This window comes from Variovorax paradoxus (assembly GCA_016806145.1).
Taxonomy (GTDB): Bacteria; Pseudomonadota; Gammaproteobacteria; order Burkholderiales; family Burkholderiaceae_C; genus Variovorax.
The window spans coordinates 5,526,806-5,540,064 of sequence record CP063166.1; the positions used below are offsets into that span (position 1 = coordinate 5,526,806).

Here is a 13,259-nt window from a genome sequence, read left to right on the forward strand (position 1 = left end):
CTTACTTTTCCCTACAGGAGTCTTAATGCGCTTCAAGACGCTCGCCATCGCATCCACGCTGGCTGCCGCTCTGGCCGTGCCAGCCCTCGCCCAGGCCCAGACCGAGATCCAGTGGTGGCACTCGATGGACGGCGCCCTCAACGACTGGGTCAACGACCTCGCCAAGCAGTTCAACGAGAGCCAGAAGGACTACAAGGTCGTGCCCACCTACAAGGGCGAATACGACCAGTCGATGGCCGCCGGCATCGCGGCCTACCGCTCGGGCAACGCGCCCGACATCCTGCAGGTGTTCGAAGTGGGCACCGCCACCATGATGTATTCCAAGGGCGCCATCAAGCCCGTGGCCGACGTCATGAAGGAAGGCGGCCAGAAGTTCGACCCCAAGGCCTACATCCCCGCGGTGGCCGGCTACTACACCGCCCCCAACGGCCAGATGCTGTCGTTCCCGTTCAACAGCTCGACGACGGTGTTCTATTACAACAAGGACGCCTTCAAGAACGCCGGCCTCGACCCCGAGAAGGCACCCGCCACCTGGCCCGAAGTGGTCTCGGCGGCCGCCAAGCTCAAGGCCAGCGGCAACCAGTGCCCGTTCACCACCTCGTGGATGAGCTGGGCCCAGCTCGAGAGCTTCTCGGCCTGGCACAACACCTCGTACGCCTCGAAGAACAACGGCTTCGGCGGCCTCGATGCCCGCCTGGAATTCAACTCGCCGCTGCACGTGCGCCACTTCGAGAACCTGTCGAACATGTCGAAGCAGGGCCTGTTCGTCTACAAGGGCCGCGCCAGCAAGCCGATCACCTCGTTCACCTCGGGTGAATGCGCGATGTTCATCGGCTCGTCGGGCAGCTACGCCAGCGTGAAGCGCGACGCCAAGTTCAAGTTCGCCGAATCGGCGCTGCCCTACTACCCGGACGTGCAGGGCGCACCGCAGAACACGATCGTCGGCGGCGCCAGCCTGTGGGTGATGTCGGGCAAGCCGGCCGCCAACTACAAGGGCGTGGCCGCGTTCTTCACCTTCCTGTCGAGCCCCAAGGTGCAGTCGGAAAGCCACATGCGCACCGGCTACCTGCCGATCACCACGGCCGCCTACGAGCTGACCGAGAAGGCCGGCTTCTACAAGGAAAACCCGGGCACCGACGTCGCGGTGAACCAGATGATCAAGAAGACCACCGACAAGTCGCGTGGCGTGCGCCTGGGCAATCTGCCCCAGATCCGCGCCATCGAGGACGAGGAAACCGAGCTGATCTGGACCGGCAAGAAGACCCCGAAGGAAGCGCTGGACAGCGCCGTGAAGCGCGGAAACGAACTTTTGGTGAAATTCCAGGCCGCAAACAAGTAAGCTCCGACCCCGGACCGGCGCGAACGAATGTTCGTTTCGGTTCGTTTTACCCGCCACAAGCCAGGCTGACCCGTGCAGTCCTGGCTGTTTGCTTATTTAGTGTGTCCGTGACCTGAACGCCCTGCCCCATGGAAAAACGCGTCATCTTTCGTTCGAACTGGCTGCCCTGGGCATTGCTGGCGCCGCAACTGTTCATCGTCGGCGTCTTCTTCTTCTGGCCCGCGGGCCAGGCGCTGGTGCAGTCGCTGCAGCAGCAGGACGCCTTCGGCAACTCGATCACCTGGGTGGGGCTGGAGAACTTCGAGGCGCTGTGGAACGACAGCACCTACATGGCCTCGTTCCACACGACCATCGTCTTTTCGGTGCTGGTGACGGTGCTGGGCCTGAGCATCGCCCTGGTGCTGGCGGTGTTCGCCGATCGGGTGGTGCGCGGCACGCGCTTCTACCGCAGCGTGCTGATCCTGCCGTACGCGGTCGCCCCCGTCGTGACCGGCCTGCTGTGGTCGTTCATGTTTTCCTCCTCGATCGGCATCGTGGCCTACTGGCTCAAGAAGATCGGCTTCAACTGGAACCACCTGCTCAACGGCGACCACGCCATGGCGCTGGTCGTGATGGCCTCTGTCTGGAAGCAGATCTCCTACAACTTCCTGTTCTTCCTCGCGGGGCTGCAGTCGATCCCGAAGTCGCTGATCGAGGCCGCCTCCATGGACGGCGCGCGCCCGATGCGCCGCTTCTGGACCATCCAGTTCCCGCTGCTGACGCCGACCACCTTCTTCCTGCTGGTGATCAACATGGTGTACGCCTTCTTCGACACCTTCGCGATCATCGACGCCACCACCCAGGGCGGCCCCGGCAAGGACACGGCCACGCTGGTCTACCGCGTGTACTTCGACGGCTTCCGCGGCATGGACTTCGGCGGCGCCGCGGCCCAGTCGGTGGTGCTGATGGTGATCGTCATCGCGCTGACGGTGGTGCAGTTCCGCTACGTCGAGAAGAAGGTCCAGTACTGATGACCGCCCCCATGCACCCCTTCTACCCCGCCCGCCGCGCGGCCACCGCCACGGAGGCCCGCCATGGTTGAGCGCCGTCCCTCGCTGGGCATCCTCGCCCACGTGATCATGATCATCGGCGTCCTGCTGGTGATGTTCCCGATCTACCTGGCCTTCATCGCCTCCACCCATACGCCGCAGGAGATCATGCAGGCGCCGATGCCGATCCTGCCCGGCAGCAACTTCCTGGAAACCTACAAGGCGGCGCTGACCGGCGGCGGGCGCACCAGCGCCAACGTGTCGGTCGCGCGGATGATCTGGGTGAGCACGGTCATCACGCTCGTCATCACCTTCGGCAAGATCAGCATCTCGCTGCTGTCGGCCTTCGCGGTGGTGTATTTCCGCTTCCCGCTGCGCGGCCTGTGCTTCTGGCTGATCTTCATCACGCTGATGCTGCCGGTCGAGGTGCGCATCGGCCCGACCTACCAGGTCGTGGCCAGCCTCGGCATGATCAACAGCTTCGCCGGCCTCTCGATACCGCTGATCGCGTCGGCGACCGCCACCTTCCTGTTCCGGCAGTTCTTCCTGACGGTGCCCGACGAGCTGGTCGAGGCCGCGCGCGTCGATGGCGCCGGGCCGATGCGCTTCTTCAAGGACATCCTGCTGCCGCTGTCGAAGACCAGTATCGCGGCGCTGTTCGTGATCCAGTTCATCTACGGCTGGAACCAGTACCTGTGGCCGCTGATCGCCGCCACCAGCGAGGACATGTACCCGATCGTCGTCGGCATCAAGGCCATGATCGGCAACGGCGAGTCGCCCGTCGACTGGAACGTGGTGATGGCCACCGCCGTACTGGCCATGCTGCCGCCCGCGGTGGTCGTGGTGCTGATGCAGAAGTGGTTCGTCAAGGGCCTGGTCGATACCGACAAATAAAACGCTGAACTGAAAACATGGCTGCCATTTCCCTACGCAACGTCATCAAGCGCTACGGCCACGGGCCCAAGGCCAACCAGGTCATCCACGGCGTGAGCGCCGAGATCGCCGACCACGAGTTCGTCGTCATCGTGGGCCCTTCGGGCTGCGGCAAGTCCACGCTGCTGCGCATGGTGGCCGGCCTGGAGGAGATCTCCGCCGGCGAGATCGCCATCGGCAACCGGGTGGTGAACCAGCTCGAGCCCTCCGAGCGCGACATCGCGATGGTGTTCCAGAACTACGCGCTCTATCCGCACATGACGGTGTTCGCGAACATGGCCTACGGCCTGAAGATCGCGAAGGTGCCGGTGGCCGAGATCAAGGTGCGCGTGGACAAGGCCGCGAAGATCCTCGAACTGGGCCACCTGCTCGAGCGCAAGCCGCGCGAGCTCTCGGGCGGCCAGCGCCAGCGCGTGGCCATGGGCCGCGCGATCGTGCGCCAGCCGCAGGTGTTCCTGTTCGACGAACCGCTGTCGAACCTCGACGCCAAGCTGCGCGCCCAGACCCGCCTCGAGATCCAGAAGCTGCACCGCGAGCTCGGCATCACCTCGCTGTTCGTCACCCACGACCAGGTCGAGGCCATGACGCTGGCGCAACGCATCATCGTGATGAACGGCGGCGTGATGGACCAGTTCGCGACGCCCGAGGAGGTCTATTCGCGCCCCGCCACCACCTTCGTCGCGAGCTTCATCGGCTCGCCGCCGATGAACCTGCTGCGCCATGCGCCGGGCGTGCGGCCGGGCCAGATCCTGGGCATCCGCCCCGAGCACATGGCGCTCGACGAGAGCGGCTGGTCGGTGCAGGTCGAGCAGGTCGAACTGCTGGGCGCCGAGCGCCTGGTCTACGGCCGCATCGGCGACGAGCAGATCATCATGCGCACCGACGAGGCCGACCGGCCGCCGATGGCGGGCGACACGGTGAAGATCGCCGCGCGCGAGGACAAGCTCCACTGGTTCGACGCCGGTTCGGGCAAACGCACCGAATGAGCACGCCCTGGCCCTATCCGCGCTGGATCGCCCACCGCGGCGCCGGCAAGCTCGCGCCCGAGAACACGCTCGCGGCCTTCCGCTTCGGCGCCGCGCACGGCTATCGCATGTTCGAGTGCGATGCCAAGCTCAGCGCCGACGGCGTGGTGTTCCTGATGCACGACGCCACGCTCGAGCGCACCACCAGCGGCCGCGGCATCGGCGGCCAGAAGCCCTGGCGCGAACTCGCCCAGCTCGACGCGGGCGGCTGGCATTCGCGCGCCTTCGCGGGCGAACCGCTGCCCACGCTCGAGAACCTCGCGCGCTTCTGCCTGGCCAACGGCCACCTGCTGAACATCGAGATCAAGCCCACGCCGGGCACCGAGCGCGAAACCGGCGAGGCGGTGGCGCGGCAGGCCGCGGCGCTGTGGCGCGATGCGGCCGTTCCGCCGCTGCTGACCTCGTTCCAGGTCGATGCGCTGAAGGGCGCGGTCGCCGCGGCGCCCGAGCTGCCGCGCGGCCTGCTGCTCGACACGCTGTGGAGCGGCTGGCTCGAGACCGCGCGCGAACTCGGCTGCGTGGCCATCGTCTGCAACCACGCGCTGTGGGACGCCGCGGTGGTGGCGCAGGTGCACGGCGCCGGACTGCGCGCGCTGAGCTACACGGTCAACGACGACTGGGCCGCGCAGCGCCTGATCGAGCTGGGCACCGACGGCATCATCACCGACCGCGTCGATCTGTTCAGCCCCGCGCGCTGAACGCAAATCCGTCACATGCTGTGACGCGCCGCGAAGCCGGGCCTTCAGGTACGGCTTCTATGATGCGCGCATGAGCTGGACCTCCCGTCTCGCGGCCTTCCTGATGGCCGCCCTGCTGCTGTGCGGCACCGCCTTCGCGCAGCAGGACCCCGATCTCGCGCCCGCGCCGCCCGCCCCCACCGTGGCCGAGCTGCGCGCACTGCTCGCGAAGATCGACCAGAGCACCGACTCGGCCGAGGATGCGCGCAGCCGGCTGACGCAGATCAACGCGATCGGCGCGCAGGCCGACAAGTTCGTGGCGGCGCGCACCGGCGAACTCGACGACCTCAACGCGCGCCTGGGCGAACTCGGCAACCCGCCCGCGGCCGGCGCCAGCGAAGACCCCGACATCACGCGCCAGCGCGCGCGCCTGACCAAGGAGCGCAACGCGCTCGACGCCGACATCCGGCTCGCCAAGCTGCTGGCGATCGACGTGCGCCAGCGCGGCACCGACCTGCTGACGCAGCGCCGCGCGGTGTTCGAGGCCCAGCTCACCGAGCGCGCGGCCTCGCCGCTGACCGGCGAGTTCTGGAGCGACCTGCAGGAGGCCTGGCCCGACGACATCGACCGGCTGCAGGCCATGGCGGCGAGCGTGCAGACGGGCCTCGCCACCGCCTTCGGCGGCGAGGGCCGCGCGCTGGTGATCGCGGCGCTGGTTGGCGCGCTGCTGCTGGCCTTCGCGGGCGTCTGGGCCGCCGAGCACGGCCTGACCCGGCTCGCGGTGAAGCTGCTGCCCGCCGGGCGGCTGCGGCGCTCGCTGCTGGTGATCGCCATCGTCGTCGCCCACGTGCTGCTGGTGGCGCTGGCGGCGCACGGCTTCGTCTACGTGCTCGAGCAGCACGCGGGCTGGGCGCCGCAGGCGCGCAAGGCGATGCTGTCGCTGGCGCAGGCGCTGGTGTTCATGGCCTTCGTGATCGGTCTGGGCCGCGCGCTGCTGGCCATCGGCCGGCCGTCGTGGCGGCTGCCGCCCATTCCCGACAGCATGGCCGCGCGGCTGGCGGCCCTGCCCTGGCTGGTGGCACTGGTGGCGGCCCTGGCCTGGGCGCCGGCCGAGATCAATGCGCTGGTCGACGCCAGCCTCTCGGCCGTGGTCGCCACGCACGTGCTGACCGCGCTGCTGCTGACCGCGCTGGTCGGCGCGGTGCTCTACCGGCTCAAGGCGCTGCGCGCCGGCGCGCCCGAGGAGGGCCTGCCCGAGCGGCCGATGTGGGTCGGCATCCTGGTGGCGCTGATCGCGATCCTGATGATCGTGATCTGGGTGCTGGTGGCCGTGGGCTACGTGGCGCTCGCGAGCTTCCTGGCCTCGCAGCTCACCTGGAGCGGCATCGTCGCCACCGCGTTCTACGTGCTGTTCAAGTTCGCCGACGACGTGTTCATGGCCACCGTGTCGTCGCGCAGCGGCTTCGGCCAGCGGCTGCAGAAGAGCTTCGGCCTGGCGCCGCAGACGCTGGACCAGATCGCCACCGTGCTGTCGGGCCTGAGCCGGGTGGCGCTGTTCTTCTACATGCTGATCGCGCTGGCCGCGCCGCTGGGCACCAGCCCCGGCGAGGTGTTCCAGCGCAGCGGCAAGTTCGGCACCGGCGTGAAGATCGGCGAGTTCCAGCTCGTGCCGGGCGCGATCCTCAGCGCGGTGGCGGTGCTGGCCGTGGGCTTCGTGATGCTGCGCATCTTCAAGCGCTGGCTGGCCGCGAGCTACCTGCCGACCACCAAGTTCGAGCCCGGCATGCAGAGCTCGATCAGCACCCTGCTGGGCTACGTGGGCGGCATCCTGGTGATCGCGTTCTCGCTCTCGGCGCTGGGCATTGGCGTCGAGCGCATCGCGTGGGTGGCGAGCGCGCTGTCGGTGGGCATCGGCTTCGGCCTGCAGGCGATCGTGCAGAACTTCATCTCGGGCCTGATCCTGCTGGCCGAGCAGCCCGTGAAGGTGGGCGACTGGGTGGTGCTGGGCACGGCCGAGGGCGACGTGCGGCGCATCAACGTGCGCGCCACCGAGATCCAGCTCGGCGACCGCTCCACGCTGATCGTGCCGAACTCGGAATTCATCACCAAGACCGTGCGCAACATGACGCTGGCCAACGCCGAGGGCCGGGTGCTGATCCGCCTGCCGATGCCGCTGACCACCGACGCGCAGAAGGTGCGCGACCTGATCCTCGAGGCCTGCAAGGCGCACGAGGGCGTGCTCGAGACGCCGGCGCCCTCGCTCACGCTCGAGGGCATCGAGAACGGCCTCTTGATCTTCCAGGCGATCGCCTACGTGGCGAGTCCGCGGCTGGCTGGCGGCGTGCGCAGCGACCTGCTGTTCACCATCCTCGACGCGCTGCGCCAGGCCGACCTGCCGATGGCGACGCCCACGCTGGTGATGGCGGCCGCGCCGGCGGCCCCCTCGGCGCTCTCGACCGCGCCCTCGCCGGTGCCCTCCTCGCCGGCCTCGCCGCTGCCGGGCGTGCAGGGCTGAGGGCCGGCTGCGCTCGACTCAACTCAGCGGCAGGGTGGTCGTGCACTTCACCTCGTTGAGGCACACGCTCGAGCGCACCGCCGACACGCCGGGCATGTGCATCAGCGTGTCCATCAGGAACTGCGACAACGAATGCAGGTCGCGCGCGACCACCTTGATGACGTAGTCGAAGTCGCCGGTGACCGAATAGCACTCGAGGATCTGCGGCAGGTCTGCCACCAGGTCCTGGAACTTCGGCAGCTCGCCGATGTGGCCGCGCGCCATGGTCACGTGGATGAAGGCGATCACGCCGAGCCCCACCTGGCGCGCGTCGAGCCGGGCCGCGTAGCCGCTGATGAAGCCCATCTCCTCGAGCCGCCGGTGCCGCCGCAGGCACTGGGCCGGCGACAGGTTGGCCACTTCGGAGAGTTCGAGGTTCGATGCACGGCCATGGGCCTGCAAGTGGTCGAGGATCTTCCTGTCGATGCGGTCGAGCGTGATCTCGTGCAATTTCGTCTCCTTCAAATCCCGATGACCGCAATCATATTTCTCAAAGCGGGGTAAGCACTGGCGCGGGATGCACCTTAATTGTGCAAACCACGCTCTAGACTTCAGGCTCTGGAAGTGCATGCCGCATTTCCGTGCCATCGATTCCCTGCCCCGGTGCATGCCGGGGCGTCGGAACCGTCCCGTTCCCTCTTTCCGGAGATCCCACGTGAAATTCGCCCTGCTTCGCACCCCTGTCGCCGCCGCCCTGGCCCTCGGCATGCTCGCCGCCGCGCCCGCCTTCGCGGCCGACAAGTCGGTGGCCGTGACCGCCATCGTCGAGCACCCGGCGCTCGACGCCGTGCGCGACGGCGTCAAGGCCGAGCTGAAGGCGGCCGGCTACGAAGAGGGCAAGAACCTCAAGTTCACCTACCAGAGCGCGCAGGGCAACGTGGGCACCGCGGCCCAGATCGCCCGCAAGTACGTGGGCGACCAGCCCGACGTGATCGTCGCGATCGCCACCCCCTCGGCCCAGGCCACGCTGGCCGCCACCAAGACGATCCCGGTCGTCTACTCGGCCGTGACCGACCCGGTGGCCGCCAAGCTGGTGAAGAGCTGGGACGCCACCGGCACCAACGTGACCGGCGTGTCGGACCTGTCGCCGCTGGACAAGCACATCGCCCTGATCAAGCAGGTGGTGCCTACCGCCAAGCGCATCGGCGTGATCTACAGCCCCGGCGAAGCCAACTCGGTGGCGATCGTGGCCGACCTCAAGAAGGCCGCGACGGCCGCCGGCATGACGGTGGTGGAAGCCGCCGCCGCGCGCACCGTCGACGTGCCGACCGCCGCCCAGAGCCTGGTCGGCAAGGCCGACGCGATCTACACGCCGACCGACAACAACGTGGTGTCGGCCTTCGAGGGCATCGTGAAGGTGGCGCAGCAGGCCAAGCTGCCGGTGGTGGCGGCCGACACCGCCACCGTCGAGCGCGGCGCGGTCGCGGCGCTGGGCCTGAACTACACCGACATCGGCCGCCAGACCGGCAAGATCGTGGTGCGCATCCTCAAGGGCGAGAAGCCCGGCGCGATCGCCTCGCAGACCAGCACCAACTTCGAGCTGGTGGTGAACCCGGGCGCGGCCAAGCTGCAGGGCGTGACCCTGTCGGACGAGCTGCTGAAGACCGCCAAGGTCGTGAGCACCAAGTAAGTCCCGGCCTCATCGCCGCCGACGGGCCGTCCTGCGGGCGGCCCGTCTTTTCGTTTTCGCCGGGAGCTTCTTCCTCATGTCCCTCATCGCCTCGCTGGGCGCCATCGAGATCGGCCTGATATTCGGGCTGGTCGCGCTGGGCGTCTTCATGTCCTTCCGCATCATCAACTTCCCCGACCTCACGGTGGACGGCAGCTTCCCGCTCGGCGCCGCCGTGGCCGCCACGCTGATCGTGGCCGGCTGGAACCCGGTGGCCGCCACCGCGGTGGCCTGCGTCGCGGGCGCCGTCTCGGGCTGGGTCACGGCCTGGCTCAACGTGAAGCTCAAGATCATGCAACTGCTCGCGAGCATCCTGGTGATGATCGCGCTCTACTCGATCAACCTGCGCGTGATGGGCAAGCCCAACGTGGCGCTGATCACCGAGCCCACCGTGTTCAGCATGGCCAGCTTCGGCGGCATGCCCGAGCAGTGGGCCAAGCCGCTGTTGCTGCTGCTGATCGTGATCGCCGCGAAGATCGTGGTCGACCTGTTCTTCGCCTCCGAGGCCGGCCTGGCGATGCGCGCCACCGGCGGCAATGCGCGCATGGCGCGCGCCCAGGGCATCTCGACCGACTTCCACACCATGGCGGGCCTGGCGCTGTCGAACGCGCTGGTGGCACTGGCCGGCGCGCTGTTCGCGCAGAGCCAGGGCACGGCCGACATCTCGATGGGCGTGGGCACGATCGTGATCGGCCTGGCGGCGGTGATCATCGGCGAGACGCTGATGCCCGCGCGCAGCATGGTGATCACCACGCTGGCCTGCATCCTGGGGGCGCTGCTCTACCGCTTCTTCATCGCGATGGCGCTGAACACCGACTTCATGGGCCTGCAGGCGCAGGACCTGAACCTGGTGACCGCCGTGCTGGTGGCCTTCGCGCTGCTGGTGCCTGCCTACAAGCGCAAGCTCGGCGGGCTTTTCAAGGGGAAGAACTGATGCTGCGCGCCGAACAACTAGAGATGACCTTCAACCCGGGCACGCCGATCGAGAACCGTGTGCTGCGCGGGCTCGGCCTGGAGATTCCCACCGGCCAGTTCGTCACCGTGATCGGCTCCAACGGCGCCGGCAAGTCGACCTTCCTCAATGCGGTGAGCGGCGACCTGATCGTCGACAAGGGCCGCATCGAGATCGACGGCAAGGACGTCACGCGGCTCAACGCCTGGCAGCGTTCGGGCATGGTGGCGCGCGTGTTCCAGGACCCGATGGCAGGCACCTGCGAGGCGCTGACCATCGAGGAGAACATGGCGCTGGCCTGGAAGCGCGGCGAGCGGCGCGGCCTGGGCCTGTCGCTCAACCGCGGCCTGCGCGAATTGTTCCGCGAGAAGCTGTCGATCCTGAAGCTCGGGCTGGAGAACCGGCTGGCCGACCGCATCGGCCTGCTGTCGGGCGGCCAGCGGCAGGCCGTGAGCCTGTTGATGGCCTCGCTCAAGCCCTCGCGCATCCTGCTGCTCGACGAGCACACGGCCGCGCTCGACCCGAAGACCGCGGCCTTCGTGCTCGAGCTCACCGCGCGCATCGTCGAGGAGAGCAAGCTCACCGCGATGATGGTCACGCACAGCATGCGCCAGGCGCTGGACTACGGCTCGCGCACGGTGATGCTGCACGAGGGCCAGGTGATCCTCGACGTGGCGGGCCCCGAACGCTCGGGCCTCGACGTGCCCGACCTGCTGCGCATGTTCGAACAGACGCGCGGCGAGAAGCTCGACGACGACAAGCTGCTCCTGGCATGACCGCTGTGCGCGCGATGCGGCCCGAGGACCTGCAGGCCGTGCTGGCGATCCAGCTAGCCTGCTACGGCGCGGGCTTCGTCGAGGACGGAGCGCTGATCGTGCGCCGGCTCGCCGCGGCGCCGCGCACCGGCTGGGTGATCGAGCACGCGGGGCGGGTGGCCGCCTACCTCGCGGCCTATCCCTCGCGCGTGGGCAAGCTCACGGCCCTGCACGGCGACTTCGAGGTGCTGCCCGAGGCACAGGCCGACGCGCTCTACCTGCACGATCTCGCGGTCGACCCGGCCGCCTCGGGCCATGGCCTGGGACCGGCGCTGGTGCGGCATGCGCTGGCCTTCGCCGACGCGGCGGGCTGGCGGCGCTCGGCGCTGGTGTCGGTGCAGGCCTCGCTGGGCTTCTGGGAACGGCACGGCTACGCGGTGCATGCGCTGGCCGACGCGGCGCAGCAGGCGCGCCTGGCGAGCTATCCCGCGCCGGCGCACTACATGGTGCGGGCCTGAAAGCCGCCGCTCAGCGCCGCCAGCCGCGCTGCAGCAGCCACTGCACGGTGCCGCAGACCACCACCAGCGCGGCATAGCTCGCGATGCGGCCGTCGTGGCCCGTGACCACCAGCCCGGCCAGCAGCACCAGCACGCCAGCTATCGTATTGATAGCGAATTGCGCCCATATGGCAGGCGTTCCGGGCTTTCGCGGCATCAGGAAGCGGCCGCACAGCGCGAGCACCCCGGCCACGAAGACGGCCGGCAGCGCGAAGTTGAGGAGGTGGTTGAGCAGGGCGAGCGCGGACATTCGGCGGGCGGGCAGGAAGGGGCGAAAGCGTCATCCGCCAGCCGCTATGGAGGTCATAGACAGCGCGGTGCCGGGACGGGCTCCGCAAATTTTATAATCTCGACATGTCTGTCTGGGCTCTTGGCTTGAACCACACGACCGCGCCGCTCGATCTGCGCGGTCGTTTTGCGTTTGCGCTCGACCAGATCGCTCCCACCCTGCAGAGCCTGCGCAGCTCGTTCTCGAGCGGCCGCCACCCGCAGGTCGAGGCCGCCATCATCTCGACCTGCAACCGCACCGAGATCTACTGCGCCGCCGACCATGCCGCGATCGACCACACGGTCGGCTGGCTGGCCCAGAGCGGCGGCGTGGCCCCCGCGCTGCTGCGCTCGCATGCCTACACCCTGCACGACGGCGACGTCGCGCGCCATGCCTTCCGCGTGGCCAGCGGCCTCGATTCGATGGTGCTCGGCGAAGCCCAGATCCTCGGCCAGATGAAGGACGCGGTGCGCGCCGCCGAAACCGCCGGCGCGCTCGGCAGCACGCTCAACCAGTTGTTCCAGCGTTCGTTCGCGGTCGCCAAGGAAGTGCGCACCGCCACCGAGATCGGCGCGCACTCGATCAGCATGGCCGCCGCCGCCGTGCGCCTGGCCGGCCAGCTGTTCGAAGACCTGCGCCAGACGCGCGTGCTGTTCGTCGGCGCCGGCGAGATGATCGACCTCGCGGCCACGCACTTCGCGGCCAAGGAGCCGAAGTCCATCGCCATCGCCAACCGCACGCTCGAACGCGGCGAGAAGCTGGCCTCGCGCTTCGGCGGCGAGGCGATGCGGCTGGCCGATTTGCCGGCGCGGCTGGCCGAGTTCGACATCGTCGTGAGCTGCACCGCGAGCACGCTGCCGATCATCGGCCTGGGCGCCGTGGAACGCGCGCTCAAGTCGCGCAAGCACCGCCCGATGTTCATGGTCGACCTGGCCGTGCCGCGCGACATCGAGCCCGAGGTGAAGGCGCTCGAGGACATCTACCTCTACACCGTGGACGACCTCGCCCAGGTGGTGCAGCAAGGCCAGGCCAACCGCCAGGCCGCGGTGGCGCAGGCCGAGGTCATCATCGACGCCGGGGTGCAGAGCTTCATGCACTGGCTGGGCCAGCGCGGCACGGTGCCGCTGATCCAGCAGCTCAACGCGCAGACCGACGAATGGCGCGCCGCCGAACTGGCGCGCGCGCGCAAGCTGCTCGCCAAGGGCGAATCGGTCGAAGCCGTGCTCGAAGCCCTGTCGCGCGGGCTCACGCAGAAGATGCTGCATGGCGCGCTGGCCGAGCTGCACGCGGGCGATGCCGCCTCGCGCGAGCAGACGGCGCAGACCATCTCACGCCTGTTCCTGCGCAAAGAGCGTTAGCGACGCTGGCTGGCGTTGTCGTCCGCGCTGAATGAAAGCGGACATCCGAACGCAGAGGGCGCGAAGGTTTCGCGAAGAACGCGAAAGAAACCTTCAAAAGATTTTTCTCTCCTTCTGCGGCTTTTGCGAAACCTTCGCGCCCTC

Annotated in this window: 13 protein-coding genes; 11 read left to right on the forward strand and 2 right to left on the reverse strand. The window is 68.4% G+C overall.

Translation table 11 applies throughout. The annotated features are described in order from the left end of the window. Positions 1 to 25 precede the first annotated feature (25 nt). The 6 genes from ugpB (at position 26) to INQ48_25845 (ending at position 7,517) form a co-directional block, all read left to right on the forward strand. Entirely contained in the window at positions 26 to 1,339 is a 1,314-nt protein-coding gene (gene ugpB / locus INQ48_25820; GenBank protein QRF56715.1) for a sn-glycerol-3-phosphate ABC transporter substrate-binding protein UgpB, read from the forward strand. Positions 1,340 to 1,467: 128 nt separating this feature from the next. Beyond that, on the forward strand, positions 1,468 to 2,349 hold the full coding sequence (ugpA, locus tag INQ48_25825; protein QRF56716.1) for a sn-glycerol-3-phosphate ABC transporter permease UgpA: 882 nt from the start codon (positions 1,468 to 1,470) through the stop codon (positions 2,347 to 2,349). Positions 2,350 to 2,412: 63 nt separating this feature from the next. Beyond that, positions 2,413 to 3,261 (forward strand): sn-glycerol-3-phosphate ABC transporter permease UgpE, encoded by an 849-nt coding sequence (gene ugpE, locus INQ48_25830; protein QRF56717.1) that lies wholly within the window; start codon positions 2,413 to 2,415, stop codon positions 3,259 to 3,261. A 17-nt stretch (positions 3,262 to 3,278) separates the two neighbouring features. Continuing rightward, a complete protein-coding gene (ugpC, locus tag INQ48_25835; protein QRF56718.1) occupies positions 3,279 to 4,286 on the forward strand; it encodes a sn-glycerol-3-phosphate ABC transporter ATP-binding protein UgpC in 1,008 nt (335 codons plus the stop codon). Then, a complete protein-coding gene (ugpQ, locus tag INQ48_25840) occupies positions 4,283 to 5,023 on the forward strand; it encodes a glycerophosphodiester phosphodiesterase (protein ID QRF56719.1) in 741 nt (246 codons plus the stop codon). The genes ugpC and ugpQ overlap by 4 nt, the downstream gene beginning before the upstream one ends. A 70-nt stretch (positions 5,024 to 5,093) precedes the next feature. Continuing rightward, positions 5,094 to 7,517 (forward strand): mechanosensitive ion channel family protein, encoded by a 2,424-nt coding sequence (locus tag INQ48_25845; protein QRF56720.1) that lies wholly within the window; start codon positions 5,094 to 5,096, stop codon positions 7,515 to 7,517. 18 nt (positions 7,518 to 7,535) lie between these two features. On the opposite strand, the gene INQ48_25850 is transcribed toward INQ48_25845, so the two are convergent. Further along, positions 7,536 to 8,006: an Lrp/AsnC family transcriptional regulator gene (locus INQ48_25850; protein ID QRF56721.1), complete on the reverse strand. Its 471-nt coding sequence runs from the start codon at positions 8,004 to 8,006 to the stop codon at positions 7,536 to 7,538. 256 nt (positions 8,007 to 8,262) lie between these two features. Here INQ48_25850 and INQ48_25855 point away from each other — a divergent pair, with 256 nt between their 5' ends. From INQ48_25855 to INQ48_25870, 4 genes are all read left to right on the forward strand, one after another. Further along, positions 8,263 to 9,186: an ABC transporter substrate-binding protein gene (locus tag INQ48_25855; GenBank protein ID QRF60900.1), complete on the forward strand. Its 924-nt coding sequence runs from the start codon at positions 8,263 to 8,265 to the stop codon at positions 9,184 to 9,186. Between the two features lie 76 nt (positions 9,187 to 9,262). Next, the gene (locus INQ48_25860; GenBank protein QRF56722.1) at positions 9,263 to 10,159 is read left to right on the forward strand and encodes an ABC transporter permease; all 897 of its coding nucleotides are present in this window, start codon (positions 9,263 to 9,265) and stop codon (positions 10,157 to 10,159) included. Further along, positions 10,159 to 10,953, forward strand: coding sequence for an ABC transporter ATP-binding protein (locus INQ48_25865; GenBank protein ID QRF56723.1), 795 nt, complete (start codon positions 10,159 to 10,161; stop codon positions 10,951 to 10,953). The genes INQ48_25860 and INQ48_25865 overlap by 1 nt, the downstream gene beginning before the upstream one ends. Continuing rightward, positions 10,950 to 11,450: a GNAT family N-acetyltransferase gene (locus INQ48_25870; GenBank protein QRF56724.1), complete on the forward strand. Its 501-nt coding sequence runs from the start codon at positions 10,950 to 10,952 to the stop codon at positions 11,448 to 11,450. Before INQ48_25865 ends, INQ48_25870 begins: the two co-directional genes overlap by 4 nt. Before the next feature lie 10 nt (positions 11,451 to 11,460). Here the strand turns inward: INQ48_25870 and INQ48_25875 are convergent, their stop codons facing one another. Next, positions 11,461 to 11,739, reverse strand: coding sequence for a hypothetical protein (locus INQ48_25875; GenBank protein QRF56725.1), 279 nt, complete (start codon positions 11,737 to 11,739; stop codon positions 11,461 to 11,463). A gap of 104 nt (positions 11,740 to 11,843) precedes the next feature. Between INQ48_25875 and INQ48_25880 the strand changes: the two genes are divergently transcribed. Next, entirely contained in the window at positions 11,844 to 13,115 is a 1,272-nt protein-coding gene (locus INQ48_25880) for a glutamyl-tRNA reductase (protein ID QRF56726.1), read from the forward strand. Positions 13,116 to 13,259 lie beyond the last annotated feature (144 nt).